Genomic DNA, 25176 nt, shown 5'->3' with positions numbered 1-25176 from the left:
ACAGCCCTCGCGGAGGCCCTGGCGACGGTCCTAGAGTCGGCGGGGTGAGACAGGGAGGACTGGTGCGCCTCGACCGCGGCGGTGACGTCGTCGTCGGCGGCGACTCGCCGATCCGGTACCAGCTCGCCTCGGTCAGCAAGCAGTTCACCGCCGCGGCGCTGCTGCTGCTCGCCCAGGACGGGCGGGTGCGGCTGGACGACCCGCTGGACCGGTGGATCGCCGGGTGGCCCGGCGTCACGCTGCACCAGCTGCTCGCGCACACCTCCGGGATCGGGCACTGGGACCACTATCCGATGATCGACCTCGGCGTACGCGTGACGCAGGCGGAGCTGGTCGGCATGTTCCGCTCGGTGCCGCCGCTGTTCGCGCCCGGTGCCGGCTGGCGGTACAGCAGTCCGGCGTACGTGCTGGCGGCGCAGGTCGTCGAGCGGGTCGCCGACATGGCGTACCCACAGTTCCTGGCGCACCGGGTCTTCGGGCCGGCCGGGCTGGCCGCCACGTTCGCCGGCGGGCCCGGCGGGCGCACCGACCTCGCGGCCGGGCACGACCGGCACGGCGAGCCGGTGCCGTCGTGGGACCTCGACGTCGTCGGCATGGGTGCGGGGGACGTCTGGTCCACGACCGGCGACATGGTCCGCTGGATGAGCCGGCTCTGCGCCGGCGACGTGCTGGGCGAGCCCTGGCGCACGCTGATGCTCACCGCACGCGCGGCGACCGGCCGGGCGGACGAGCACTCCCGCGGCTACGGGTACGGCTGGTTCGTCGGCTGCTACGACGGCGAGCCCTGGTTCCAGCACAGCGGGCACAACGCCGGATACCAGACCTTCGCCGCCTGCCTGCCACGGTCGGACCGGCGCATCGTGGTGCTCTGCAACAGCGAGGCGATGGACGCGCCGGCGCTTCGCGCCCTGCTGCGGAGTCTCCTCTAGAGCGCCACGGCCGCGCCGGTGGCCGCGCTGCGGCGGGCCGCGTCGAGCACCTCCATGGCGCGCACCGAGTCCCACGGGTCGACGGGCAGCGGGCCCTCGCCCCGGACCGCGGCCGCGAACGCCGGATAGAAGCTGTCCCAGCGGCCGCGCTCGCTGCGGACGGGGGCGCCGGTGGCACCGCGGTAGAGGCGGCCCCACGCGTGCTCCGGCTCGACGCCCCAGCGCTCGCCGAGTGCGGCGGGGGAGCGGCCGGCCTTCAGCAGCGCCTCCTGGCCGTCGATCCCGTCGACGACGTAGGTGCCCGTCGTGCCGGTGACGCGGAACCGGGGGCCGGGCGCCGCCTGCCGCCAGCTGCCCCAGAGGTGCGACTCGACACCGCCCGCGTGGTGCAGCGCCACGAAGACGTCGCTGTCCAGGTCGCCGTCGGCGCGCATCTCCGCGTACGCCCGGGTGACCGGGCCGAAGAGCAGCAGGGCCTGGTCCACGAGGTGCGCGCCGAAGTCCAGCAGGGTGCCGCCGCCCGCGGCCGGCGGCTGGCGCTCCGGGGCCCAGCGCTCGAACCGCGACTCGAAGCGGCGGACCTCGCCCAGGGCGCCGTCGGCGATCAGCCGCCGCACCGTCAGCAGGTCGGCGTCGTAGCGGCGGTTCTGGTAGACGGTGAGCGGTACCCCCCGGTCGGCCGCCAGGGTGGTGACCTCGCGGGCCGTGGCCGCGTCGAGCGCGAACGGCTTGTCGACGACCACGGCGAGGCCGAGGCCGATCGCCTCGCGGGCCAGCGCCGCGTGCGTCGCGGCCGGGGTGGAGATCGTCACGGCCTCGGCGCCGGCGGCGGCCAGGTCGGCGAGGGAGTCGTACGCCGGCACCTCCGGGTGGGCCCGGCCGAGTTCCTCGCGCCGCTCGGCCGAGCGGGTCACGACGCCCGCGAACTCGACGCCGTCCGCCGACGCGAGCAGCGGTGCGTGGAAGATGCGCCCGCCCGAGCCGTACCCGACCAGTCCGATCCGTGTCGCCGTCATGGAGCGGATCCTACAAACCCAGGCGCAGGTCAGCCGTGATGGAAAGCACGCGCGGGCCGCCGATCCGCAGCCGCCGAACACGAAAAGTGAACGTACGGTGTCAGATGGTTGACGAGCGCCCGCGTGGCGGTGATTTCCCGAGCAAGTATGGGCGCCATGGAGCCCGCACAGCTGGACCGCACCCCGTTCGCGGACCTCGACCGCATGCCGCCCGACATGCTCGCCATGCTCGTGGCGGCGCTCGAGGCGATGTCCCGCCATCCCGAGATCCGCCGAGTGCGGCACGCCGCCTGGACGGCGCTGCGGCCGGAACCCGGGCAGCGGCTCCTGGACGCCGGATGCGGCGCCGGCGACGTGTCCCGCGAACTGGCCGCCGCCGTGGCCCCCGACGGCGAGGTGGTCGCGCTCGACTATTCGGCGGCGACCCTCGCGGCGGCCCGCGCCCGGCACGTCTCCGGCGACATCTCGTACGTCACCGGAGACGTCTGCGCGCTCGACTTCGACGACGAGAGCTTCGACGGCGTCTGGTGCGAGCGCGTCCTGCAGCACGTGGAGGACGCGGACGCCGCGGTGGGCGAGCTGGCCCGGGTGACCCGCACCGGCGGCCGCGTCTGCCTGCTCGACACCGACTGGACCTCGCTGGCCTTCGACGGCGTGGACCCGGCACTGGCCGGCACGGTGATCGGGCACATGCACGCCCGGCGCCCGTCCCGGCAGCTCGGCATGGGCCGTACCCTGCGCCGCCGCCTGCTCGACCACGGCCTGCGGGACGTGACCGCCACCCCGGTGACATGCTTCTTCCCGGACCCGGCCTCGGCCGCGGTGGTGCTGCCGATGGTCAACCACGACGTCCCGGAGGAGGACTGGATGACCCCGGCCGGCATGCGCGACGAATGGCTCGGCCAGGTCGCCACGGCCGGCGACCGCGGCGACTTCCTCGCCGTCCTCACCATCTGGGTCGCGGCGGGCACCGTGTGAGGCTTCCGGCCGAGCGGTCTCTGCGCGCCGTCAGGTAGCGGTGGCAACCGGCGTAGCAGGCCCATGCCGGCAGCGGGAAGACGGCGACGCGCTCCGTACCGCCGACGCCCAGCCCCGCGCCCCTGTCGGGCGAGGAACAGGACGCTGCCGGCGCAGCCCAGGGCGCCGAGAATCAGCGTGGCCCCTCGCAGACGGCCCGGCAGCGTGCCACTGCGGGCGCACCCGGCGGCCAGCAACCCCGCGTTCGCGCATCCGAAGACCAGCAACGCGGCCAGCAGGTGCACGTTCTCGTTGCGGTCCGCCGGGAACGCCCCCGCCAGGCCCAGTCCGGCCGACCCGGCCAGCAGCAGCCACCGGCCCCGGCGGGCCGCCCGGCCCGGACCCAGTCACGCCAGGTCGCCACCAGCCCCGCGGCGAGGAGCGCCGCGGTCAGCCCGAAGGCCACGTTCGTGGCGTCGTGCCACGGCGAGCACACGTACCGGGGACGGGTGGTGTCCCAGACGCCGCAGGTCACGTTGCCCAGGTCGCTGATGTTGTGGGTGGCCCAGCTGAAGCCCGGATCGTCCCACGCGAGCGCGACGACGACGTTCGCGGTGAGGAAGAGCTGTTACCGTCGTCGCGGTCGGCGAGGGAAGGTGGACGGTGGAGCGGGTTTCGGTCCTGCCGGACGGCGGCCTCACGCTCGGCCGCTACCGGCCCGACCCGGACCTCGCCGACCACGTGGCGTCCTACTGGACCTGCGAGGTACGGCGGCTGCCGGCGACCTCGCGGGTCGTGCCCGACGGCCTGGTGGACCTCACGTTCGACCTCGCGGAACCGCCCCGCGCCTGGGTGGCCGGGCCGATGCGGCGCCCGGAGTCGTACACCCACACCCGCCCCACCCTGCTGATCGGGGCGAGCCTGCTGCCCGGCGCCGCGCTGCCCGTGCTCGGCGTCAGCGTGGCCTCACTGTCCGCCGACTGGTCCCCGCTGGCCGATCTCGTCGGCCCGGTCGCCACCGAGCTCACCGGCCGGCTCGCCGCCGCCGGCTCGATCGCGGCGCGGCTCGCCCTGCTGGACACGTTCCTCGCCGCCCGGCTGCGCGACGTCCGCCGCGACGGCCGGGTCAGCACCGCGATCGGTGCCATCCTGGACCGCGGCGGCGCGGTGGAGGTCGCGTCGGTGGCGCGCCGGGCCGCGGCGAGTCCGCGCAACCTCGCACGGCTCTTCGACGAGTGGGTGGGGCTGAGCCCGAAGCTGTTCGCGCGGATCACCCGGGTGCAGGCGGTCCTGCGGCGGCTGGTCGAGGACCCCGGCGCCGACCTCGCCACGCTCGCGGCCGAGCTGGGCTTCGCCGACCACGCCCACCTCACCCGGGAGGTGCGCGCCCTGGTCGGCACGGCACCCAGCCGGCTGCGGATCCCGGCCGATTCCTTCAAGCCCGGACCGCCGAGGGATCCCTAGCCTCTGCAGGCATGAACAGCGCATCGATCATCATCGCCGGTGCGGGCCTCGGTGGCCTCGCCCTCGCCCAGGGCCTGCGCCGCGCCGGCTTCGCCGTCACCGTCTACGAGCGCGACACCGGCCCCGACGCCCGGCCGCAGGGATACCGCATCTCCCTCAACGGCGCGGGCAACGCCGCCCTCGCCGCGCTCCTGCCGCCGGACCGGTTCGCCGCCCTCGCCGACGCGGAGGTCGCCCGGCTCGGCGCCGACTTCACGTTCGCCGACGCGTCCGGCCGCCGGCTGCTCCGCTTCACCGGCGACGCCGGCGCCCGTACGGTCGCGCGGGCGGCACTGCGCCGCCACCTCGCGGCCGGCCTGGACGTCGTCTGGGGACGGCGCCTGGTGGATCTGGCCGACGACGGCGCCGGGGTGCAGGTCCGGTTCGCCGACGGTGGCACCGCCCGGGCCGACCTGCTGGTCGGCTGTGACGGCGTCGGCTCCGACGTGCGGGAGCTGCTGCGGGGCGTGGCCGGCTCGGCCGTCCCCACGGTGGCGCCGGCCGGCGTCAGCAGCATCGGCGGCTGCGTCGATCGCACCGACGCCTGGGACGCGATGCTGCCGCTGAACCGTACGGGCGGAGTGCAGTACTTCGGCCCGGCCGGGTGGGCGCTCTTCACCTCCTTCTGCGAGCGGGAGGACCGCAGCCCCACCGTCCTGTGGGGACTGTCGAGGAGCACCGAGCCGGGTGACGACAACTGGCGCCGTCTCGTCACGACCGACGAGGGCCGGCAGGCGCTCCTGCGGGAGGCGGTCTCGGCGATGCGCCACCCGGGCTGGCACCCGCACCTGCGCCGGCTGGTCGAGGAGACCCCGGCGGACGCGCTCATGGAGCCGCTGGTGCTGCGCAGCTCCCGGATACCGGCCCGCCGGACGGCGCCGCTGTGGCCGTCCGGCCGGGTCACCCTTCTCGGAGACGCCGCGCACGCCATGCCGCCGCAGCGGGGCCTCGGCGGCAACACGGCCTTCCTCGACGCCCGGGACCTCGTCGACGCGCTGGTCGCGGCGCCGGACCCGGCGACCGCCATGGCCCGGTACGAGCCGTCGATGTTCGCCCGCGGACGTGGCGCCGTCGAGGAGTCCGAACAGATGGTCCGGCTGTTCCATCTGCGCCATCCGCTGGCCGTGGGCGCCCGCAGGGCGGTGCTGCGCGCGGCCGGCGCCGGCGCGACGCTGCGCCGCGCGGCACGGGCCTGGCGCGCGCCGGTGCGCACAGCGTGAGGCGTCCACCTTGCGCCGGACAACGGATCCCGGCCCGGCGACCGGCAATGTAAAAAATGTTTGACTCACCGGGCGGGGGCGCCATACAGTCGCTGTGTTAAACATTTTTGACACTGGAGGACGGCATGGCCGCTGACGAGCCGCTCCCGGACGACGACGGGCCGATCCCGATGACCGCGCAGGAACGCACCGTCTGGGCCACGCTGGTCACCGTGATCGTCTCGTCGGGCGCCTACTTCGCACTGGTGGTGCCCCGGCTGTTGACCCGGCCGGTCCCGGAGATCTCCTGGGTGGCCCCGATGCTGTGGACCATCGGACTCTCCGTCGCCGCGGCCCTCGTGCTCACCATCGCGTGCGAGGTCATCGCCGCGGCCGGCCGCCGCGGCAGCTGCGTACCGGCCGGACGTGGCGAGGTGACCTCCGACGTCCGGGACCGGGAGATCGGCCGGATCGGCTGGGGCGCCTCGATGACCGTCATCAGCGTCGGCTTCGGCGCGGCGCTCGTCCTGGCGATGCTCGACGCCGACACGTTCTGGATCGGCAACCTGCTGTTCCTGTTCGGCGCCGTCAGTGCGGTCGTGGAGACCGTCACCAGGATCCGCCTGTACCGCCGAGGGTTCTGATGAGCCCCAAACCCACCCGGGTGACCAACCGCATCCGGCAGCTGCGCTCCGACACCGACCAGATGACACAGGCCGAGTTGGCCCGCCGCCTCGGCGTCACCAGGCAGACGGTCATCGCGATCGAGCAGTGCCGCTACTCGCCCTCGCTCGAGATGGCGTTCCAGATCGCCCAGGTCTTCGGCGTACCCCTCGACGCCGTCTTCCAGTACGACGCACCGCACGACTGACGCGCGCGCCACCCCATCGCCAACCTGGAGGACTCCATGACCGACGCCAGACGCACCGCCCGGATCGCCGGCCTGGCCTACCTCGGCCTCGCCGTCTCCGGCGTGCTCGCCTTCCTGCTCATCCATGCGCAGCTCTACGCCCCGGACGACGCCGCACGGACGGCCGCGGACCTGGTCGCACACGAGGGGCTCGCCCGCCTCGGCATCGTCGCCGACGTCACCGTGGTGCTCACCCAGGCCGTCACCGCGGTGTGGTTCTGGAGACTGTTCCGGCCGGTGCACCCCGTCGCCGCCGCGTCGATCGCCGCGTTCGGCCTGGTGAACTGCGCGCTGATCCTGGTGGCCACGATGTTCTCGGCCACCGCGCTCAAGGTGGCGCTGCGCGCTGACGCAACCTCAGGCGCAGACGCGCTGCTGCTCTACGACCTCAACACCGCAGCGACAAGCCTGGCGGGCCTGTTCTTCGGGCTGTGGCTGATCCCCATGGGATGGCTGGTCGGCCGTTCCGGCTACATGCCCCGGCCGCTCGGCTGGATCCTCGTCGGCGGTGGCATCGGGTACGTCCTGAGCGTTCCCGTCGCCGCCCTCCTCCCCGCCGCGCCCGGGGTGGCATACGCGCTCACCGCGCCCGCCACGATCGGCGAGTTGTGGATGGTCGGGTACCTACTGGCCCGGGGCGTGTCGGCCCGGGCAGCGGCAGCGGACCGGCCGGCCCCCGGCCACGAGGTGGCACTCACCTGAACCGCCACGCCAGCGCCCCCCGCGCTCCCACCGAGGTAGCCGGGGTGCCGGCGCATCCGCGCGGGTCTACCGGACGGCGTCGACCGGTCGTGGACTGGGCGTTCGCCAACGGTCCGCGCAGAGGTGGTGTCGGCTACTGCAGCGGCGAGGAGAACCACGACGAACACTATGGACAGCACCGCACACCTACTGTAGTTCGTCGCCGACGCCGGCCCGGTTGTCGACCGGGCCCCGGCCCGGGAACCGGCACCGACGTTCTATCCGGTGCGGCGGAAGTGCTGGCGCTTGCGCTCGTCGCGGAGGACGAAGCCGAGGCGGGACAGTTCGGTGCGGAGCTCCTGGGCCTCGTCGGTGTCGCCCTTGTCGAGGGCCTTCTGCCGGGCCTTGAGCATGGCTTCCGCCTCGGCCGGCAGCTCCGGCAGGCCCGGCACCCAGCGGCGGTAGGCGTCGGCGTAGGGGTCACGGTCGTGCCAGGTGCTGCCGAACAGGGTGGCCAGCCGCCGCGGTGCGAGGTGGCACGGCTCGCGGGCCAGCTCCTGCCCGGCGCGGCCGAGTAGGACCAGCTCATCCCGGTCGCGGTAGGCCGCCGTGATCTCGCCGCGGGGGACCGTCCGGCGGACGCCGGGGCGGGTGAGCACCACCTCGGTGCCGGCGGCCTGCACCGTGAGCGACTCCCGGTCGACGTAGTAGGCGAGCACCAGCCCGAGCGCCGCGCCCAGCGCCAGGGCGACGAAGGTCGCCTGGGGGTCGGGCGCTTCGGCAGCCCACTCCAGCGCGTCCCGCATCGGCACGAACGGGATGCGCACGATCCAGTCCAGCAGTTGCCGCACCACCCAGCCGACTCCGGCGCCGACGGCGGGCAGTGCGAGCCACACGGCGGCGCGGACCCACACCGGGGTCGCCACGGTCCTGTCCTCGATCACGTCTTGATCTTGCCGCACGGACCGCGGCGGCGACACCGGCGAAAGTCGATGCCGGATCAACCAAAGTCGACTTGGCGGGTACGCCCGGGGTCAGGGCACGACGACCATGGCGTCCAGCAGGCGGCCCAGGGGGATGCTGGCGAAGCCGACGCGGACGTCGCTGGCGCCGTACGGCAGCCAGAGGCGTCCGTTGTGCAGCACGCCCCCGCAGGAGTAGACCACGTTCGGCACGTAGCCCTCGCGTTCGATCTCGTCCGGGTCCAGCAGGCCGTGCGGCAGGTCGGCGATGACCCGCTCGGGGTGCTCCAGGTCGAGCATCATCGCGCCGATCACGTAGCGGCGCATGGGGCCGACGCCGTGGGTGAGCACCAGCCAGCCGGCGTCGGTCTCGATCGGGGAGCCGCAGTTGCCGACCTGGATGAGGTCCCATCCCCGGTGCGGCACCAGCAGGGGTACGGCCTCCTGCCACTGGTTCGACCCGTCGCGTTCGCTCAGACCCAGCGTCTCGCCGTCCGAGCGGCACAGCGCGAGGTGCCGGCCGTTGACCGGGCGCGGGAACAACGCCATGCCCTTGTTGCGCGCCGCCGGTCCGCGCAGGGCCGTGACCTCGAAGTGGCGCAGGTCGCGGGTGTGCAGCATGCGGCCGCCGATCTGCCGGCCGTCGTACGCGGTGTAGGTGGCCTGGTAGGACATGCGGCCGTCGGAATCGGCGACCTGCACGAAGCGGGCGTCCTCCATGCCGTTGCTCTCGGCCGGCGTGGCGGGCCAGAGCACGCGCTGGTGCAGCGGCACGGTGGCCGGGAACGTCACCGCGTAGTCGGTGGCGACGAGCTCGCGCAGCACCGCCAGGGTCTCGCCGGTGGTGGGCCGTGCCAGCAGCTCGCCGGGGAGGTGGCCGAGGACGTCCTCGAACTCCTCGTCGTCGTAGCGCTCCGGCAGCGAGCCCAGCACACTACAGGTCAGCTCGTTGTCGATCTCGAGCTCGGCGAGGCCGGCGGCGAGCAGGTCGCGCTGGTGCCGGGCGCCGGTGCGCTCGCCGATCACCAGCGGCCCGGCGCGGTCCTCCAGCCGGATGCCGTCGTTGGGGCCGAGGACCGCCGAGCAGAAACCGATGGAGGAGATGTGGCCCTCGCCGATCTGGCGCAGGCTGATCGCCACCCGCAGCTGCCCCGGGCCCAGGCCGCTCTGGTCGGGGTGCGGGATCATCGACGGGTTGCACAGCGCCGCGGCCTCGACCGAGTACTCGTGGCTGAAGTACGCGCCGATCAGCGTACGCGCGTTGGGTGACAGCTCGACGTCCGCCGGCACGCGGTGGTGCACCAGGTCGTAGTGGTGCTGGAAGGTGTGCAGCAGGTCGTGGTGGCGGCCCGAGAACCGGGTCATCACGTCGTCGACCAGCCGGCCGATCTCGTCCTCGTCGAGCTGCAGGACGCGTTCGATGAGGCGGTGGGCCCGGGTCCGGACGACCTGGGCGTCCTCACCGGGCACGAAGAGCTTGATCACCACGCGCCGGCCGTCGGGCTGCATCGTGATCGCGTGGCGCTGGACGAGGGAGGTGGTCCGCACCTCGTGCGGGTCGAGAGTCGCGGTCACGCTGGGCCACCTGACTGTCTGGTCGCGCCGCGACCTGCCCACGCGCGGGCGTGCTGCAACGTGGAGACGAGCGCGAGAGTGGATTCGGCACCTTGGTTCAGATTAGGCCCATGAGCCGTCAATCCGTCATATCCCCCGCCGGTTTGCGGGTCGTACATGACGGTCCCCGTGTCGTTGTCGCCGAGGAACCACCCGATCGCCGCCCGCAGCGGCGCGTCCCACGTGTCGTCGCCGGTGACCGCCGCGGCCGTGGCGCAGGCGTCGGCGGTGGCGGCGGCCTCGATCGGCTGCTGGTCGAAGCGGTGCCGTTCGGCGCCGGGACGCCAGCCACCCACCGGCACGGTGGACAGGTGCCCGTCGTGGTCCTGCATCCGGCACAGCCAACCCAGCATGCGCAGGCCGTCGGCGAGCAGGGGCTCGTCGCCCAGCAGGTCGCCGGCGTGGATGAGAACCTCGGGCAGGGCCGGGTTGGCGTACGTGAGCTCGCGTTCCGGCCAGACCCAGCGCGGGTCGCCGCCGGGCAGCCCGATGACGGTGGCCGCGTCGGCCAGCAGTTGCGCCGCCTCGCCGGCGCGCGGGTCGGCGCGCAGCACCTCGGCGGCGCCCAGCCCGGCGAAGGCCATCGCCCGCGGCCACGGCGAGCGCTGCCGGGCGGCGATCGAGAAGGCCTCGCGGGCCTCCTTGCGGATCCACGGGACGGTGCTGCGGGCGGCCGCCGTGCCCAGGCCCCAGAGGGCGCGGCCCCACCAGTCGCCGGTGCCGGGCTCGTCCAGCCAGCGGCGCTCGTACGACAGCCGGTTGCGAACCCTGCCGTCCGCCGCCGTGGCGTGGGTGAGGAACGCGAGGTACCGCTCGGCCAGCGTGATCACGTGGGCCGCGGGCTGCGGTTCGCGGCTCGCCACGACCAGGCCCCGGGCCACGTCGTCCACGCAGTATCCGTGTTCGCGCCGCACGATCGCGTTGCGGGCGTGCTCGAGCAGACCGGTGTCGTCGGAGAGCCGGAGCAGGTGCGACCAGTTCGGCTCCGGCGCGTCGAGCAGGTGCATGGGCGGCGGTACCAGCCGCAGGGAGACGCTCACGCCGGTACGGAGGCGGCGACGGGCCGGCGCTCGGCGAGCAGCCGCCCGGCCAGGCTCTGGTAGCGGGCGGCCACGGCGGGCCAGCGCAGGGTCGGGCCGCCGGCCAGCCCGGTGAGGCGGTTCGCGGGGGCCGGGGCGTGCAGCGCATGCCGGATGCCGGCCGCCATCGCCTCCGGGTCCTGGTGCGGCACGAGCAGGCCGGGCCCGTCGGCGAGCAGCTCCACGGCGTGGGGGAACTCCGTCGCGACGACGGGCACTCCGGCGCCGACCGCCTCGATCAGCACGCCCGAGGTCACCTGCTCGGTCGAGTCGTACGGCAGCACCACCACGTCGGCGGAGCGGATCAGCCGGCTCAGCGCCGCCTGGTCCAGGTAGACGTCCTCCCACCGCACCCGCTCGGTGACGCCCAGCTCGGCGGCGAGCGCCTTGAGCGAGTCCCGGTAGCGGTCGCCCTGGTGCTCGAGCACCTTGGGATGGGTGCGCCCGGCGACCGTGTAGACCGGCGCCGGGTCCAGGTCGCCGAGCAGGGCCAGCGCGCGCAGCGCCCACTCGATGCCCTTGCCGGGGCCGAGCAGTCCCCAGGTGAGCAGGTGCGGGACTTCCAGCGTCTCGCGCGGCGCGCTGGAGTGGCTGCCGGCGCCGTGCGGGATGACGGTGACCTTGCGCGGGTCCACCCGGTATCCGGAGGTCAGTCGCTGCCGCGCGGTGTCCGTCATGGTCACGACGGCGTCGGCGCGGGCCACGATGCGCTCCAGCACCGAGCGCTGCATGGGCGACGGTGTGCTGAGGACGGTGTGCAGCACCACGATCGTCGGGATCTTCAGCGTGCGCAGCAGCGGCAGGATCTCGTCGCCGTCGACGCCGGGGTAGATGCCGTACTCGTGCTGGACGACGGCGACGTCGAAGCGGTTCAGCGCGTTCGCGGCGGCCGCCCAGCCGCCGGGGGTGTCGGTGTGCCACGTGTGCACCACCCGGGGTGCCGTGCGGTCGACTTCCAGCCCGCCGCCGGCCGCGTCCGCGGAGAGCAGGCGGACCACGCCGCTGCCGGGTGCGCCGCCGGTGAGGTGGGACGCCAGCGCCGCGTTGAACGTCGCCAAACCGCATTGAGTCGGGGGATAGGTGCTGAGAAAGCCGTACGTGGCGGGCATGACGGGCCCTTTCTGCTCAGGTTGCTGCCTCCCCGCAGCACGACATGGACGCAAATATGCGCATTTGCCGCAATTCAGTATTAAACGGTAACAAGAGTCCTGTTATGGGCCGACGAATTCCCGATAAATTTTCAGGTAGTCATCGACCATGCGGTCGGCCGAGAAGCGGCTGCGGGCCCGCGCCCGGCAGGCCGCCCGGTCCAGGCGGCCGATGCCCGCGACGGCCGTGACGGCCTCGTCGACGCCGTCGACGAGGCGGCCGGTGAGACCCTCGTCCACCACCTCGGGCATCGAGCCTCTCGGGTACGCGATCACCGGCGTGCCACAGATCATCGACTCCACCACCGACAGCCCGAACGGCTCCGCGAACCGGATCGGGTGCAGCAGGGCCGCGCTGCCGCCGAGGATCCGTGCCCGGTCCTGGGGCCCGACCGATCCGAGGTAGACCACGGCGTCGCCGTCGATGTGCGGCTCGACCTGCTGGTGGAAGTACCGTTCGTCCTGGACGATGCCGCACAGCGTGAGCCGCCGGCCGGCCCGGCGGGCGATCTCGACGGCCGCGTGGGTGCCCTTGTCCGGATGGATGCGCCCGAAGCAGACCAGGCCGTCGCCGCCGTCCGGGGTGAAGGGGAGCTCGTCCAGGTCGACGCCGTGGTAGACGGTGCCGAGGTAGTCGAGGTCGGGCGAGCGGTCGGCGTCGGAGATGGACACGAACGCCGACCGGGCCCGGCGGTACGCCGGCAGGATGTTCGGCCCGGAGAAACCGTGGATCGTGGTGAGCATGGGCGCCCGGCAGTGGCCCGAGAACGCCAGCGGCAGCCAGTCCAGGTGGTTGTGGACGAGGTCGAAGTCGCCGGAGCGCTCCAGGGCGTACCCGACGTGCAGCGCCTCCCAGACCCGGCCGTCGATGTCCGGGTCCTCCTCGTAACCGCGGCTGACGACCCCGTCCAGGGTGGCCTTCGTGACCGAGTCGAGGGTCGCGAACAGCGTCACGTCCACGCCCCGCGCGGTCAGCCCCTCGGCCAGCAAACTGGTGATCAGCTCCCAGGGCCCGTAGTGGACGGGCGGCGTGCGCCATGCGATCGGTCCGAGCAGCGCCACCTTCATGATCCTCAGTATGCGAGCGGAACCGGTGTTTCGTCCGTGGTTCCCGTGTTAAACCAGGGACCATGGAGAACCCCTGGTGGCATCGGGCCGTCGTTTACCAGATCTACCCGCGCAGCTTCGCCGACGCGAACGGCGACGGGATGGGCGACCTGAGGGGGATCATCCAGCGCCTGGACCATATCGCCGGCCTCGGCGTCGACGTGCTCTGGCTGTCGCCGATCTGCCGGTCCCCGCAGGACGACAACGGCTACGACATCAGCGACTACCAGGACATCGACCCGGCCTTCGGCACGCTCGCCGACTTCGACGAGCTGCTGGCCGGGGTGCACGAGCGCGGCATGCGCCTGATCATGGACCTGGTCGTGAACCACTCCTCGGACGAGCACGCCTGGTTCACCGAGAGCCGCAAGAGCAGGGACAACCCCAAGCGCGACTGGTACTGGTGGCGGCCGGCCCGGCCGGGTATGGAGCCCGGCACGCCCGGCGCCGAGCCGAACAACTGGGGATCCGTCTTCGGCGGCTCCGCCTGGGAGTACGACCCGGCGACGGGCGAGTACTACCTGCACGTCTTCAGCCGCAAGCAGCCGGACCTCAACTGGGAGAACCCGCAGGTCCGCGAGGCGGTGTACGCGATGATGAACTGGTGGCTGGACCGGGGCGTGGACGGCTTCCGGATGGACGTCATCGACCACATCTCCAAGGACACGTCGCTGCCCGACGGGGTGGTGCGCCCGGGTTCGCGCTACGGCGACGGCGGGCCGCACTACATGAACGGCCCGCGCAACCACGAGTTCCTGCACGAGATGCACGAGCGGGTCTTCGCCGGCCGCGACACGCTGCTGACGGTCGCCGAGATGCCCAGCGTGACCATCGAGGAGGCGGCCCGCTACACCGACCCGGCGCGGCGCGAGGTCGACATGGTCTTCGGCTTCGAGCACGTCTGGGTCGACCGCGGCCCCGACCCGTGGGCGCTGTACCCGCTGCAGCTCACCAAGCTCAAGGGCATCCTCGGGCGGTGGCAGGCCGGGCTCGCGGAGGTGGGCTGGAACAGTCTCTACTGGAACAACCACGACCAGCCCCGGGTGGTCTCGCGCTACGGCGACGACTCGCCGGAGTTCCGGGTACGGTCGGCGAAGATGCTCGGCGCGGTGCTGCATCTGCACCGCGGGACGCCGTACATCTATCAGGGCGAGGAACTCGGCATGACCAACGCGCCGTTCGCGTCCATCGCCGACTTCCGTGACATCGAGGCGCTGGGCCAGTACGCGCAGGCGGTCGAGCACGAGGGGCATTCGGGCGAGGACGTGCTCACCGTGCTGCGGGCCCGCGGCCGGGACAACGCGCGGACGCCGATGCAGTGGGACGACTCGGCCCAGGCCGGCTTCACGACCGGCACGCCGTGGCTCGCGGTGAACCCGAACTACAAGGAGATCAACGCCGCCGCGGCGGTCGCGGACCCCGACTCGGTCTACCACTTCTATCGCCGGCTGATCGCGCTCCGGCACGACGACCCGGTCGTGGTGTACGGCGACTTCACCATGCTGCTCCCCGACGACGAGCGCCTGTACGCCTTCACCCGCCGGCACGGCGACGCGGAGCTGCTGTGCATCGGCAACTTCTCCGGCGAGCGGGTCCGCGCCGAGATCCCGGACGCCGAGGCGTGGTCGTCGGCGGAGCTGCTGCTCACCAACGTCCCGGCACCGACCGGCCTGGAACTGCAGCCGTGGCAGGTGGTCGTCTACAAGCGCCCGGCATGATCGCCCGCGCCCGGGGTACTGCGCCGTCATGAGCAGCCGCGTCGCCTACCGCCCCGGCCCCGCGCACGGTTCGCTGTGGAGCCTGCCGGCGTTCGGCGCCGCGGTGGCGGCCGCCGCGCTGATCGGCGGCCTGGGCGTGAGCGGCACGGCGGCCGAGTACCAGAGCCTGGACCAGCCGTCGTGGGCGCCGCCGTCGTGGCTGTTCGGCCCGGTCTGGACGCTGCTGTACGCGATGATCGCCGTGGCCGGCTGGCTGGTGTGGCGCCGGTCGGGCTGGACGCCGGCGCTCACCGCGTACGCGGTCCAGCTCGTCCTCAACGCGGCCTGGACGCCCATCTTCTTCGGTCTCGGCCGGTACGGCCTGGCGCTGGCCGACATCGTCGTGCTGTGGCTGGCGATCGGCGTGACGGTGCTGCTGTTCCGCCCGGTCTCCCGCCTCGCGGCCGGCCTGCTCCTGCCGTACTGGGCCTGGGTGACCTTCGCGACCGCGCTGAACGCGGCCATCTGGCACGCCAACTGACGCCGGGTGGCGGGCTCAGCGCCGTGCGGCCAGCCAGGCGGCGACCTGCGCCCGCGAGGTGAAGCCCAGCTTGCTGAGGATGTTCTCCACGTGCCCCTCGGCCGTGCGCTGCGCCACCACCAGCCGGGCGGCGATCTCCCGGTTGGTCAGTCCCTCCGCGACGAGCGCCGCCACCTCCCGTTCCCGGGGCGTCAGGTTCAGGTGGTCCAGGGGTGCCGGCGCGGGTTCCCCGCGCGGGGCCGGGACCCGCTCGACCGCCAGGGCCATCGCCTCGGCGGGACTCAGGGCGACGCCGCGCTCGAAGGCCGCCTCGAACGCCCGGTCGCCGAGGCGCGCGCGCAGCTGCGCGGTGACCTCGTCGTGGAAGTCACGCAGGCTGCGGAAGTGCGTCAGGGACGCCTGCATGGCCCGCCACATGCGGTCCGAGGCGCCGAGCAGCTGGGCGGCGCGCTGGTCGCGGCGTACGCTCGCCGCCACCCAGCCCAGGGCCTCCAGCGACAGGCCGACGGTGAACTGCTCGTCCTCGACGAGCGTGCCGATCGCGAGGCTCTCCTTGGCCGCGGCGGCGGCGCCCGCGTGGTCGCCCGCGCGCCAGCGCAGCACGCTCAGCGCCCACAGCGCGAACGAGCGCCACCACACCTCGCCGTGCGATTCCGCCAGGTCCCGGCAGGCCGCCAGGTCGGCGTAGCCGTCGGCGGGCGACCCCGAGGACAGTCCCCGGGCCAGCCCCAGGACGGCCAGGCACCACAGCTCGCCGGCCCGGACGTCCAGCGCCCGGAACCCGGCGAGCGCCTCCTCGAACAGCGGCAGCGCGGTGGCGTGGTCGCCGGCGAACATCGCGATGTTGCCCTCGACCACCGGGATGAACGCCCGTTCCGCCGACGGCGGCAGCGTGGCGGCGAGCTCCTTGGCCTGCGCCAGCAGCGCCGAGGCGCGCGACTGGTCACCCTGGACACAGGCGATCCAGGCGGCCACGCGCAGCGCCCGGGCCCGGGTCCAGTGCCGCGGCGGCGGCAGCGCCAGGGCGCGCTCCAGCCAGTGCCGGCCCTCGGACAGGAAGCCCCGGACGAACCAGTGGTTCTGCAGGTCCGCGGCGAAGCGCAGGGCCACCTCCGGCGGGGCGGAGTCGACCGAATACTCCAGGGCGACGCGCAGGTTGGCCTGCTCGCGGCGCAGCCGCAGCATCAGGGCCGCCTGGTCCGGGCTCGCCCAGTGCACGTCGCCGTAGCGGGCGAGCTCGGCGAACCAGTCGCAGTGCCGCCGGGCCACCTCGGGCTGCTCGCCCGCCTCGGCCAGCCGCGCGGCGCCGTACTCGCGGACGACCTCGAGCATCTTGTAGCGCGCCCGCGGGCCGTCGCCGACCCGGAAGATCACGGACTTGTCCACCAGGGAAGCGATCAGGTCGAGAATCGACTCGCTCGCCAGCGGCGCGAACCCGCACACCTGCTCGGCCGCCTCCAGCTCCAGGCCGCCGGAGAAGACCGAGAGCCGGGACCAGAGCCGGCGCTCCGGCTCGGCGCACAGGTCCCAGCTCCAGTCGATCAGCGCCCGCAGGGTCTGCTGCCGGGCCGGCGCGTTGCGGGCGCCGGTGGTCAGCAGGCGGTAGCGGTCGGTCAGCCGGTCGAGGATCTCCTCCAGGGTCAGCGCCCGCAGCCGGGCCACCGCCAGCTCGATCGCCAGCGGCATGCCCTCCAGGGCCTGGCACAGCGCCGTGACCGTGGCGCAGTTGGCCTCGGTGACCGCGAAGCCGGGCAGCACGGCGGTGGCCCGGTCCACCAGCAGGCTCGCCGCCTCGTAGCGGGCCAGGTCGGCCGGGGTGCACGCGAGGTCGGCCGCCGGCACCGACAGCGGCTGCACGGTCAGCGTCGCCTCGCCGGCGATCCGCAGCGCCTGCCGGCTGGTGACCAGCACGCGCAGGCGCGGGCAGGCGCGCAGCAGCGTCTCCACCAGATCCGCGCTCGCCGCCACGAGGTGCTCGCAGTTGTCGAGGATGAGCAGTGCCTGCCGGTCGGCGAGAAAGGTCGCCAGCGCCGGTGCGTCGGGCCGGACCGACTGCTCGCGTACGCCCAGGGCCTCGGCGACGGTGACCGCGACCAGGTCGGGGTCGCGCAGCTCGGCCAGCTCGGCGAGCCACACCCCGTCGGGGAACGCGCGGCGCAGCTCCAGCCCGGCGTGCCGGGCCAGGCGGGTCTTGCCGACGCCGCCCGCGCCGGTGAGGGTGACCAGGCGGCTGGTGGCGAGCATCCGCCGGACGGCGGTCAGCTCGTGCCGCCGGCCCACGAAGCTGGTCACCTCGGCGGGCAGGTTGCCCAGGGAACCGTGCGCGCTCGTGGCGGTGCTCATAGGAGCACGTTAGTGTGTGCGGCCCCCGGTTGCCCGGCCCCGTCCGCGGGGACACCGGGGAACTACGCGGGTGATACCCGGATCCGCGCAGGCGGGTACTTTTCCCGGTGCCGCCGGCGCCGCGGTCGATCAGCATGGAACCCCTCGGACGGATCACCGAGGAGAGGGGTACGTCATGGGCCGCCACGCGGCCGACCGGCCCACCCGGTCGCCGCTGCACGCCGACCTCTTCGCCCCGGCGCCCGGCACCTCCGCCGCCCGCGCGGCGCGGGAGCGGGCCGCCGAGGCGTTCGACGCCCTGGTGGCGCCGCACCGCGCGGCGCTGGAGACGTACGTGCTGCGGCTGACCGGCGGCGACGAGGTGGCGGCCGCGGATGTGCTCAAGGAGACCCTCTACCGCGCGGCGCAGGATCCGGCCCGTTTCCCCCCACGGGCCTCCGCGGTACGGCCGTGGCTGGTGCTCACGGCCCGTACGGTGCTGCGCGACGGCGAGCGCTCCGCCCCCGCCGGGCACGACGACAGGGTCGAGCCGCCGCCGGCGGGGCGCTCGCCGTCCCCCCGCCCCGGCACCACCATCGTGCGGGCGATGGAGGATCTCGCGGCGGCGCACCGCGAGATCCTCGTCGAGCTGTTCTACGGCGGCGCGGCGCTGGAGGCCGTCGCCGAGGCCCGGGGCACCTCGGTGCGCGACGTCAAGTCCAGCCTCTACTTCGCGCTGCGGGCGCTGCGGTCCGTGCTCGACCGGCAGACGAGCGACGACCCCGAGCCCTACCGCAGGTAGACCAGTCCGTCGGAGATGACCCCGGGCCGTCCCGCCGTGCCCTCCACGACGATCTTGACGGTGTGCCGGCCGCTGGAGCTCCACGAGCGGGTCCAGACCGCGCGGCGGTGCAGCGCCGCGGGCGAGCGCAGGTCCACGATGCCCGCGGGCTCGCCGTCCACGTACACCTGGACGCGGCCCGAGACCGCCGTACGGCTCACCGCGAGCGCGGCCGAGCGGCCGGTGAACGACCAGCTCAGCGACGCGCCGGCCGAGGTGGCGCGGAGTGCCGAGCCGCCGAGGTAGGCCGCGCCGCCGACCGGCCGCCAGGTGCCGCCGCGCTCCGCGCGCGCCTCCGCGACCAGGACCGGCGTCCGGACCGCCGCCACCGACCGCGCGTTGCCCGCCCGGTCCGTGGCCCGCAGGCCGTACGTGGTCGCCACGCCCGGCCGCACCGCGCCGGCCCAGACCGTCGCGGTGGTGCCCAGGTTCGCGGCCACCGGCCGGGTCAGGCGCACCGCGCGCAGGCCGCCCGCGTCCCGGACCGCCCAGCTCAGGCGGACCGGCACGACGCCGCTGACCGAGCCGGGCCGCAGCGTGACGCTGGGCCCGCGGGTGAACTCGGGCAGGGTCTCGTCGGCGAACACGGCGGTCTCGGTGACCGCGGCCCGGCCGTTCAACGCCACCGCGCGTACCCGTACGGTGTGCCGCCCCGGGGTGAGCCGCAGCAGCTGCTGCCGCTGGCCGGCCGGCACCGAGGCGGTCAGCGTGCCGTCGACGTACACGTCGTAGCGGTGCATCAGGGTCGTCGCCGTGTCCACCTGCCAGTACGGCCGGATCGCGCCGCGGCTGAACCAGGTGCCGCCGATCCTGGTGGCGCCGTTCATCTTCGTCAGCCTCAGGTCGGCGGGCGCCGCCGAGGCGATGCCGCGGATCGTGCCGAGCTGGCCGTAGAGGACGTTGCCGGGGCACGCGGTCCGGCCGGTGTCGCGGTGCCCGGAGATGCGGTTCAGCACGGCGCGGCTGCCCTTGGCGTAGCGGTCGCTGCCGCTGGAGATCAGCGTGGTCCGGCCGGCGGGCGGATTGCCGTACGTGCCGAGCTTGTACGCGGCGACCTGCGCGATCACCGTGCGGACGTGGGCGGGGACGCCGCGCGAACCGTAGTCGCCGAGCACCGCGATCGCGCTGCTGCGCGCGTTGAAGCCCAGGGTGTGCGCCCCCAGGACGGCGCGCGCGATCCCGCCCCGGCGGCCCTCGAAGAGGGTGCCGCACTTGTCGACCAGGAAGTTGTAGCCGATGTCGTTCCAGTGGTTGCTCTTGACGTGGTAGCCCAGGATGCCGCGGATGATCGCCGGCGAGTCGGCGCAGCGGTAGCCGTTGGTCCCGGCCGTGTGGTGCACGAAGACGACCTGCACGTCGGTGGTGTACTCCGGCGCCTCCTCGACCAGCTTCTCGTTCGCGCCCCACTGCGCCCGGGTGACGACGTTCGGCGCGGGTCGCGGCGGCACCGTCACGCCCGGCGCCAACCGCTCGTACGCCCTCGGCGCGGGCGCCGCGGGGGCCTCGCCCGGGTCGATCAGGTCGAGGCGCAGGCCCGGCGGCAGCGCGGCGGTGGCCCCGGAGTCCGCCGACACCCGGGCCTCGACGCCGTCCGACGGGCCCACCCACAGCGGGTCGGTGCTGCCCCGGTTGCCGTCGGCGTCGCCGGATCCCGGTGCGGCCGGGTTCGGCTCTTCGGCCTCCAGGGACTGCCACGGCGTCCAGGTGCCGTCCGCGGCCGAGCGGGTCCGTACCTGGACGGTGCCGGTCAGCCGCGCGGCGGGATCCGTCCAGGTCGCGCCGACCAGGCTGAACCGGCCGGTGGTGCGGGGAGGGACGGTACGCCGGGGCGCCGCCGAGAACCCACGGCCGGTCGGCGCCGTCCCCGTGGCCGGGGCCAGGTCGATGGTCTGCAGGGTGGGCTCGGCGCCGGTCGCCGCCGCCCGCAGGTCGACCGGTTCGGCCTGCCCGCCACTGCTCAGAATCACCAGAACGCTGCTCAAGGCGACGGCGGTGCCCACTGCCGTGCTGATGACTCGCCTGTGCGCTCGCTTCACGCGTATCCCCCCGCGAAAGACTTCGGACCGGCCCAGATCAGGATGAAACGTACGCGTTCCTCCCGGGTCGCGCAGGGCTTTCCGGGGACACCGTTACGCACCGGGCCGGAGGGTTAATGACCCGGACGGGACTGCCGATGAAAGGACGTGAGCTCCGTGTCGGCACCGCAGCGCGCGGCAGCCGACGCCGTCGTGCCGGCCCGCGGCCTGCCCGCGCTGCCCCCGTACTGCCGGACCCTGAGCTGGTCGTACCTCGGTCTTGCCGGCGTCGCCCTGATCGTGCTCGTCGCCGGTCCGCGGTGGTTGGGCACCCCGGTGATGCTGCTCAGCGCGCTGGCCGGACTCGGTGCCATGCGGTACGGCGCCGTGCGCATGGCGCTGCCCGGCGAGCGCGGCCCGTGGCTGTGCCTGTTCTGGTCGGCGGTCCTCTTCCTCGGCGGCATCGCGATCCGCGCGGTCGTCCCCGGCGCGGGCGCCTCCCCGCCGACCACCATGGCCCTGCTGCCGGACGCGTTCGTGCTACCGGCGTACCTGATCATGGGTTATGCCTTCGCCGGCATGCTGCGCCGGCGGCGGGCCACCGAGGACGACCCGGCCCGGATCGACGCCGTACTGGTCGGCCTGGCGGCGGCGTTCATGTGCTGGACCTACCTGATGGCGCCCGCGATGGCGCAGGCGGACCTCACCCCGCTGCGGGTCGCCAACTCCTTCTTCCCCATCTTCGACGTCGTGCTGCTGGCTCTCACCGCCCAGCTCGCGCTCTCCGGCGGCGTCCGGCAGCCCGCCCTGTGGCTGCTGATCGCGGCCGCCGGGACCATGTTCGCCGGCGACTTCCTCTTCATGCTCCGCGACGGCGCGATCGCCGACGTGCCGCAGCACACCGTGGACGTGCTGTTCACCGCGACTTTCCTGCTCGTCGGGGCCGCCGGGCTGCAACCCTCCATGCGCAGCCTCACCCAGCCGCAGCGGATCATCGTCAAGGACCTGAGCAAGATCCGTACGGGCCTGATCGCCGTCGTGGTGGTCGTCCCCGTGGTGATCACCACGGTGGAGCCGGCCGGCGGACCGGTGAACGGCGCGGTCCGGGCCGTCCTGTGTGCCCTGCTGATCCTCGCCGTGCTCTACCGCGTGGTCCGCTCCAACAACTCCCGGGCGCGGGCCGAGCGCGCCACCCGCCGGCGGGCCACCCACGACGCCCTCACCGACCTGCCCAACCGGGAGCTGCTCGCCGAGACCGTCGCGGGCTGGGGCGAGCGGGCCGCCGCCGGGCAGCTCGAGATCAGCCTGCTCTTCATCGACCTCGACCGGTTCAAGATGGTCAACGACCACTGGGGTCACCAGGTCGGCGACGAGCTGCTCTGCGCGGTCGCGGGGCGGCTCGGCGCCCAGGTGCGCGACGACGACCTGGTGTGCCGGATCGGCGGCGACGAGTTCGTCATCGCGCTCGCCAGCCCGTCGCACTCGCGGCTCGCCGAGTCGCTCGCCGCCCGCGTGCTCGACGAGTTCTCGCGGCCGTTCGAACTGTCCGTGGGCAACGTGGTGATCTCGGCGTCCATCGGGGTCGCGAAGTCGCCCGGAGGCACCCAGGCGCTCGAGCTGATCCGCGACGCCGACACCGCGATGTACAAGGCGAAGGGGCAGGGGCGCAACGCGTACGCGCTGTTCGACACCTCCCTGCGCGACCAGGTCCGCGACCGGATGAACCTCGAACAGGCGCTGCGCACTGCGCTGGCGCGCGGCGAGCTCTCGGTGCACTACCAGCCGATCACCGACCTGGCGACCGGGGAGCTCGACGGCTTCGAGGCCCTGATGCGCTGGCAGCACCCCGCGCTGGGCGCGGTTTCGCCGCTCGACTTCATCCCGATCGCCGAGGAGACCGGCCTGATCGTCGAGAGCGGCGCCTGGCTGCTGCGCGAGGCGGCCGGGCAGCTCGCGAAGTGGCGCGCCGCCCGGGGCCCGGACGCCCGGCCGCTGCACGTGTCGGTCAACGTGTCCGTCCGGCAGCTGCGCGACGGGGCCCTGGTCGGCATCGTCCGCGACGTGCTGGCCGAGACCGGCCTGCCGCCCGAGGCACTGTGGCTGGAGATCACCGAGTCCGGCGTCATGGAGGACCTGGAGACCGCGCTCGCCACCCTCGACGCCCTGCGGGACCTGGGCGTCACGATGGCCGTCGACGACTTCGGCACCGGCTACTCGTCGCTGAGCTACCTCAACCGGCTGCCGATCGGCATCGTCAAGCTCGACCGCTCGTTCGTCAGCGAGGTCGGCCGGCACGGCGCCAACGAGCCGATCGTGCGGGCGGTGCTCGCCATGACCCGCGCCATGCACCTGCGGGTGGTGGCCGAGGGCGTCGAGACCGAGGTGCAGAGCGACTGGCTGCGTGAGCAGGGATGCGAGCTGGCCCAGGGCTGGCTCTACGGCAAGCCGGCGCTTCCGGCCGAGCACGACGAGCTCGTCCACCGTGGCACCGTGCGCTGACCGCGGCACCGATGGATAGAAATGGTTAAGATCACAAAAGTCTCCTTGCTCCTTGCAGGATGGCCGGCATTGGCCGGTTTCGTTGCCCCCTGCACCCGTTGCTGATCTCTGCGGCGCTTCCTATGCTGCGCGGGTTGTTGATCAATTTCTTCATGGGGGAAGAAGTGTCGAGAATTCGTCTCCGGCCGTGGCTGCGGGGTTTCGGCGCCGCCGGGCTCGTCGGCCTCGTCATCGCAGCTGCGCCGACCACAGCGGTCGCCGCCGGCCAGCCGGCGCTCGTCGCGGGTCCGAACACGATCGTCTCGGTCGCGCCGGGCGGCAGGGCCGCGGCCGCGGTCGCGGTGGGCAACCCGGGCACCGCGGTCGTCGCCCAGGCCTACCTGCTCCTGGAGTGGCCTCCCGGCATGAAGCCGGCCCAGACCTTCGAGAACTGCTACTACGCCGCGCGTGCTGCCTTCTGCGAGATCGGCACCGAGCTCGCCGCCGGGAAGCAGTACGTGGCCCAGCCGCAGGTCGAGTACGACGTCGACGCCGACTCCATGGCGCCGTTGTTCCAGCGCACCACGTCCAAGTGGTACACCGCCGAGGAGGCGGCGCCGAATCTCGAGGCGTGGCGCCAGGGGCATCCGACGCGCGGCACGGGTGACAAGCTCGGACTGCAGGCCACGCCGGAGCCGGTGGGCGCGCCGAGCGACGGCACATCCCGGACCCGCGACACCGTCACCAATATCAAGATCACGGGGGACAACCCGGTCAACCTGAAGGCGGTCGGCGCGACCGTGCGGGGCGCGGCCGGGCAGACCGTCAAGCTGAAGGTCGGCCAGCTGAACCTGGGGCCCGCGGCGGCCAACTTCCTGGGCGGTAGCACGCGCGGCCTGCTGAACAGCACCTTCGTCGACGTGCCGGACGGAACCACGGTCGTCAAGGCGCCCGAGAACTGCAAGCAGGTCCTTCCGCGCTCCTGGATGCCGGATGCCGAGGCGTACGAGTGCTACCTCGCGACGTCCCTGGACCACGTGCTCAAGCCGAACGCGACCCAGGAGTGGGAGTTCGACCTCCTGATCGAGCGCGCCGGCGAGACGAAGAGCAAGGTGATCACCAACTACGCCTTCCTGGACCGGGAGCACGGCACGGACGCCAACGCCGCCGACGACACCGCGGAGATCGTCGTCATCGCGGGCGAGGGCCCGACCGTCCCGGGCACCGGCGATGGTGCGGGCACTGGTACCGGCACGTGGTCGCGGGCGCCGGAGCCTTCCCGGTGATGCGCCGGCGACTCGCCACCGAGTTCGTCGCCTGACCCACCGCACTGCCGCAAGGATCCCGGCCCTCGTCACCGAACGGGGGACCGGGATCCTTCGTGTGTGCAGACGGTGACCACCGCGCCGGCCCGGCGGCGGCGCAACGGCCGGGACCACCGCCCGGGCCGCCTCGTGGGGGCGGAACCTCGCGATGTCCGTACCATGAAATCCGGATGATCCCACCCCACCGTCGAAACTGACCGGCGCCGGCCGCTTCGCGAGGCCCCGCATCGCTACCGTGGTCGGGTGTCTGAGATCCCGTGGTGGAGCCTGCCCCTCGTCGCCGCCGTGTTCGCCCTGGCCGGGGCGGGCGTGACGGTGCTCGTGTCGGCCCGTGACGACTACCTGCGCAGCCGCGCCAAGCGGACCCGCCGGTGGTACGCCGAGCGCCGCGACGCCTATGTCGCCCTGCTGACGCAGTTCGAGCGGGCGACGTACCGGATGCGGACCGCGCTCGAGACGGGGCAGCGGATGCCGGGGCCCTTCACCTATGTCGACGAGGTGGGTCCGGCGCTGATGCAGGTGCGCCTGCTCGCCTCGGGCCAGGTCCGCAGCGCCGCGCTGGCGGTGCACCTCCTGCTGGAGAAGCTGTACGGCGACCGCCCCGCGCCCCGGCCCGGCGTGGACCCCTCGACGTCGGTGCGCGAGATGCTCGCTCACGTGCCACTGGTGATGCAGCAGCTGGAGGCGGCGATCCGGGAGGAGCTGGGCATCGAGGCGACGCCGCCGCCCCCGCCTCCCCCGCCGGCCCAGACGACGCCGCGGTCGCTGCGCTCCTACCTGCGCCGGGGCGAACCGCTGGCCGGGACCGACCGGCTCACCTGACCCGCGGAGGTGACCGGATCGTTCCGGTCC

General features: G+C 73.6%; 21 protein-coding genes. 13 read left to right on the top strand and 8 right to left on the bottom strand.

The annotated features are described in order from the left end of the window. Positions 1-44 precede the first annotated feature (44 nt). Positions 45-929, top strand: a complete 885-nt coding sequence (locus tag IEY99_RS13060; protein WP_229798594.1) for a serine hydrolase domain-containing protein — start codon at positions 45-47, stop codon at positions 927-929. Here the strand turns inward: IEY99_RS13060 and IEY99_RS13055 are convergent. Then, entirely contained in the window at positions 926-1945 is a 1020-nt protein-coding gene (locus IEY99_RS13055; RefSeq protein ID WP_189202846.1) for a Gfo/Idh/MocA family protein, read from the bottom strand. The genes IEY99_RS13060 and IEY99_RS13055 overlap by 4 nt on opposite strands. Before the next feature lie 156 nt (positions 1946-2101). Between IEY99_RS13055 and IEY99_RS13050 the strand changes: the two genes are divergently transcribed. From IEY99_RS13050 to IEY99_RS13025, 6 genes are all read left to right on the top strand, one after another. Continuing rightward, the gene (locus tag IEY99_RS13050) at positions 2102-2923 is read left to right on the top strand and encodes a methyltransferase domain-containing protein (RefSeq protein WP_189202844.1); all 822 of its coding nucleotides are present in this window, start codon (positions 2102-2104) and stop codon (positions 2921-2923) included. A gap of 642 nt (positions 2924-3565) precedes the next feature. Then, positions 3566-4366 (top strand): helix-turn-helix domain-containing protein, encoded by an 801-nt coding sequence (locus IEY99_RS13045; protein WP_189202842.1) that lies wholly within the window; start codon positions 3566-3568, stop codon positions 4364-4366. 11 nt (positions 4367-4377) lie between these two features. Further along, on the top strand, positions 4378-5625 hold the full coding sequence (locus tag IEY99_RS13040; RefSeq protein WP_189202841.1) for an FAD-dependent oxidoreductase: 1248 nt from the start codon (positions 4378-4380) through the stop codon (positions 5623-5625). A gap of 125 nt (positions 5626-5750) precedes the next feature. After that, positions 5751-6248 carry a hypothetical protein gene (locus IEY99_RS13035; protein ID WP_189202839.1) on the top strand — a complete coding sequence of 166 codons (498 nt, stop codon included), beginning with the start codon at positions 5751-5753 and terminating at the stop codon, positions 6246-6248. Beyond that, a complete protein-coding gene (locus IEY99_RS13030; protein WP_189202837.1) occupies positions 6248-6475 on the top strand; it encodes a helix-turn-helix transcriptional regulator in 228 nt (75 codons plus the stop codon). Before IEY99_RS13035 ends, IEY99_RS13030 begins: the two co-directional genes overlap by 1 nt. Before the next feature lie 36 nt (positions 6476-6511). Next, positions 6512-7216, top strand: a complete 705-nt coding sequence (locus IEY99_RS13025) for a DUF4386 domain-containing protein (protein WP_189202835.1) — start codon at positions 6512-6514, stop codon at positions 7214-7216. Between the two features lie 257 nt (positions 7217-7473). Here IEY99_RS13025 and IEY99_RS13020 read toward each other — a convergent pair whose 3' ends face one another. The 5 genes from IEY99_RS13020 to IEY99_RS13000 all read right to left on the bottom strand — a co-directional run bounded on the left by IEY99_RS13020 (position 7474) and on the right by IEY99_RS13000 (position 13066). Continuing rightward, positions 7474-8139, bottom strand: coding sequence for a YqeB family protein (locus IEY99_RS13020; RefSeq protein WP_189202834.1), 666 nt, complete (start codon positions 8137-8139; stop codon positions 7474-7476). A 90-nt stretch (positions 8140-8229) separates the two neighbouring features. Further along, positions 8230-9732 carry a glycoside hydrolase family 130 protein gene (locus tag IEY99_RS13015; RefSeq protein ID WP_189202832.1) on the bottom strand — a complete coding sequence of 501 codons (1503 nt, stop codon included), beginning with the start codon at positions 9730-9732 and terminating at the stop codon, positions 8230-8232. Beyond that, positions 9729-10811, bottom strand: a complete 1083-nt coding sequence (locus IEY99_RS13010) for a glycosyltransferase (protein ID WP_189202830.1) — start codon at positions 10809-10811, stop codon at positions 9729-9731. Before IEY99_RS13010 ends, IEY99_RS13015 begins: the two co-directional genes overlap by 4 nt. After that, positions 10808-11959 carry a glycosyltransferase gene (locus IEY99_RS13005; RefSeq protein ID WP_189202829.1) on the bottom strand — a complete coding sequence of 384 codons (1152 nt, stop codon included), beginning with the start codon at positions 11957-11959 and terminating at the stop codon, positions 10808-10810. The genes IEY99_RS13010 and IEY99_RS13005 overlap by 4 nt, the downstream gene beginning before the upstream one ends. Positions 11960-12061: 102 nt before the next feature. After that, positions 12062-13066: a glycosyltransferase family 4 protein gene (locus IEY99_RS13000; protein ID WP_189202827.1), complete on the bottom strand. Its 1005-nt coding sequence runs from the start codon at positions 13064-13066 to the stop codon at positions 12062-12064. A 62-nt stretch (positions 13067-13128) separates the two neighbouring features. Here IEY99_RS13000 and IEY99_RS12995 point away from each other — a divergent pair, with 62 nt between their 5' ends. Together IEY99_RS12995 and IEY99_RS12990 are read left to right on the top strand one after the other, a co-directional pair. Further along, positions 13129-14823: a glycoside hydrolase family 13 protein gene (locus tag IEY99_RS12995; RefSeq protein ID WP_189202825.1), complete on the top strand. Its 1695-nt coding sequence runs from the start codon at positions 13129-13131 to the stop codon at positions 14821-14823. Positions 14824-14851: 28 nt separating this feature from the next. Then, entirely contained in the window at positions 14852-15343 is a 492-nt protein-coding gene (locus IEY99_RS12990; RefSeq protein ID WP_189202824.1) for a TspO/MBR family protein, read from the top strand. A gap of 15 nt (positions 15344-15358) precedes the next feature. On the opposite strand, the gene IEY99_RS12985 is transcribed toward IEY99_RS12990, so the two are convergent. Continuing rightward, positions 15359-17686, bottom strand: a complete 2328-nt coding sequence (locus IEY99_RS12985) for an ATP-binding protein (protein WP_189202822.1) — start codon at positions 17684-17686, stop codon at positions 15359-15361. 175 nt (positions 17687-17861) lie between these two features. On the opposite strand from IEY99_RS12985, the gene IEY99_RS12980 reads away from it, so the two are divergent. Then, positions 17862-18467: a sigma factor gene (locus IEY99_RS12980; RefSeq protein ID WP_189202820.1), complete on the top strand. Its 606-nt coding sequence runs from the start codon at positions 17862-17864 to the stop codon at positions 18465-18467. Here IEY99_RS12980 and IEY99_RS12975 read toward each other — a convergent pair. Next, positions 18455-20473 carry an N-acetylmuramoyl-L-alanine amidase gene (locus tag IEY99_RS12975; protein WP_229798591.1) on the bottom strand — a complete coding sequence of 673 codons (2019 nt, stop codon included), beginning with the start codon at positions 20471-20473 and terminating at the stop codon, positions 18455-18457. The two genes, IEY99_RS12980 and IEY99_RS12975, sit on opposite strands and share 13 nt — an antisense overlap. A 225-nt stretch (positions 20474-20698) precedes the next feature. Between IEY99_RS12975 and IEY99_RS12970 the strand changes: the two genes are divergently transcribed. The 3 genes from IEY99_RS12970 to IEY99_RS12960 all read left to right on the top strand — a co-directional run bounded on the left by IEY99_RS12970 (position 20699) and on the right by IEY99_RS12960 (position 25146). Beyond that, positions 20699-23020 (top strand): putative bifunctional diguanylate cyclase/phosphodiesterase, encoded by a 2322-nt coding sequence (locus IEY99_RS12970; protein WP_229798589.1) that lies wholly within the window; start codon positions 20699-20701, stop codon positions 23018-23020. Between the two features lie 164 nt (positions 23021-23184). Next, positions 23185-24285, top strand: a complete 1101-nt coding sequence (locus tag IEY99_RS12965) for a hypothetical protein (protein ID WP_189202817.1) — start codon at positions 23185-23187, stop codon at positions 24283-24285. Positions 24286-24567: 282 nt separating this feature from the next. Continuing rightward, a complete protein-coding gene (locus IEY99_RS12960; protein WP_189202815.1) occupies positions 24568-25146 on the top strand; it encodes a hypothetical protein in 579 nt (192 codons plus the stop codon). The last annotated feature ends 30 nt before the right edge of the window (positions 25147-25176 follow it).

Origin of the sequence: Couchioplanes azureus (genome assembly GCF_014648355.1) — a bacterium.
Classification (GTDB): Bacteria; Actinomycetota; Actinomycetes; order Mycobacteriales; family Micromonosporaceae; genus Actinoplanes; species Actinoplanes azureus.
The sequence above is the reverse complement of the archived record's forward strand: the minus strand, read 5'-3'. Positions and strand labels throughout refer to the sequence as shown.

Coding starts and splice junctions, on each gene's coding strand:
- IEY99_RS12995 (WP_189202825.1), top strand. CDS start 13,129: ATGGAGAACCCCTGGTGGCATCGGGCCGTCGTTTACCAGATCTACCCG.
- IEY99_RS13040 (WP_189202841.1), top strand. CDS start 4,378: ATGAACAGCGCATCGATCATCATCGCCGGTGCGGGCCTCGGTGGCCTC.
- IEY99_RS13000 (WP_189202827.1), bottom strand. CDS start 13,066: ATGAAGGTGGCGCTGCTCGGACCGATCGCATGGCGCACGCCGCCCGTC.
- IEY99_RS12985 (WP_189202822.1), bottom strand. CDS start 17,686: ATGAGCACCGCCACGAGCGCGCACGGTTCCCTGGGCAACCTGCCCGCC.
- IEY99_RS13050 (WP_189202844.1), top strand. CDS start 2,102: ATGGAGCCCGCACAGCTGGACCGCACCCCGTTCGCGGACCTCGACCGC.
- IEY99_RS12980 (WP_189202820.1), top strand. CDS start 17,862: ATGGGCCGCCACGCGGCCGACCGGCCCACCCGGTCGCCGCTGCACGCC.
- IEY99_RS12990 (WP_189202824.1), top strand. CDS start 14,852: ATGAGCAGCCGCGTCGCCTACCGCCCCGGCCCCGCGCACGGTTCGCTG.
- IEY99_RS13035 (WP_189202839.1), top strand. CDS start 5,751: ATGGCCGCTGACGAGCCGCTCCCGGACGACGACGGGCCGATCCCGATG.
- IEY99_RS13030 (WP_189202837.1), top strand. CDS start 6,248: ATGAGCCCCAAACCCACCCGGGTGACCAACCGCATCCGGCAGCTGCGC.
- IEY99_RS13005 (WP_189202829.1), bottom strand. CDS start 11,959: ATGCCCGCCACGTACGGCTTTCTCAGCACCTATCCCCCGACTCAATGC.
- IEY99_RS13055 (WP_189202846.1), bottom strand. CDS start 1,945: ATGACGGCGACACGGATCGGACTGGTCGGGTACGGCTCGGGCGGGCGC.
- IEY99_RS13025 (WP_189202835.1), top strand. CDS start 6,512: ATGACCGACGCCAGACGCACCGCCCGGATCGCCGGCCTGGCCTACCTC.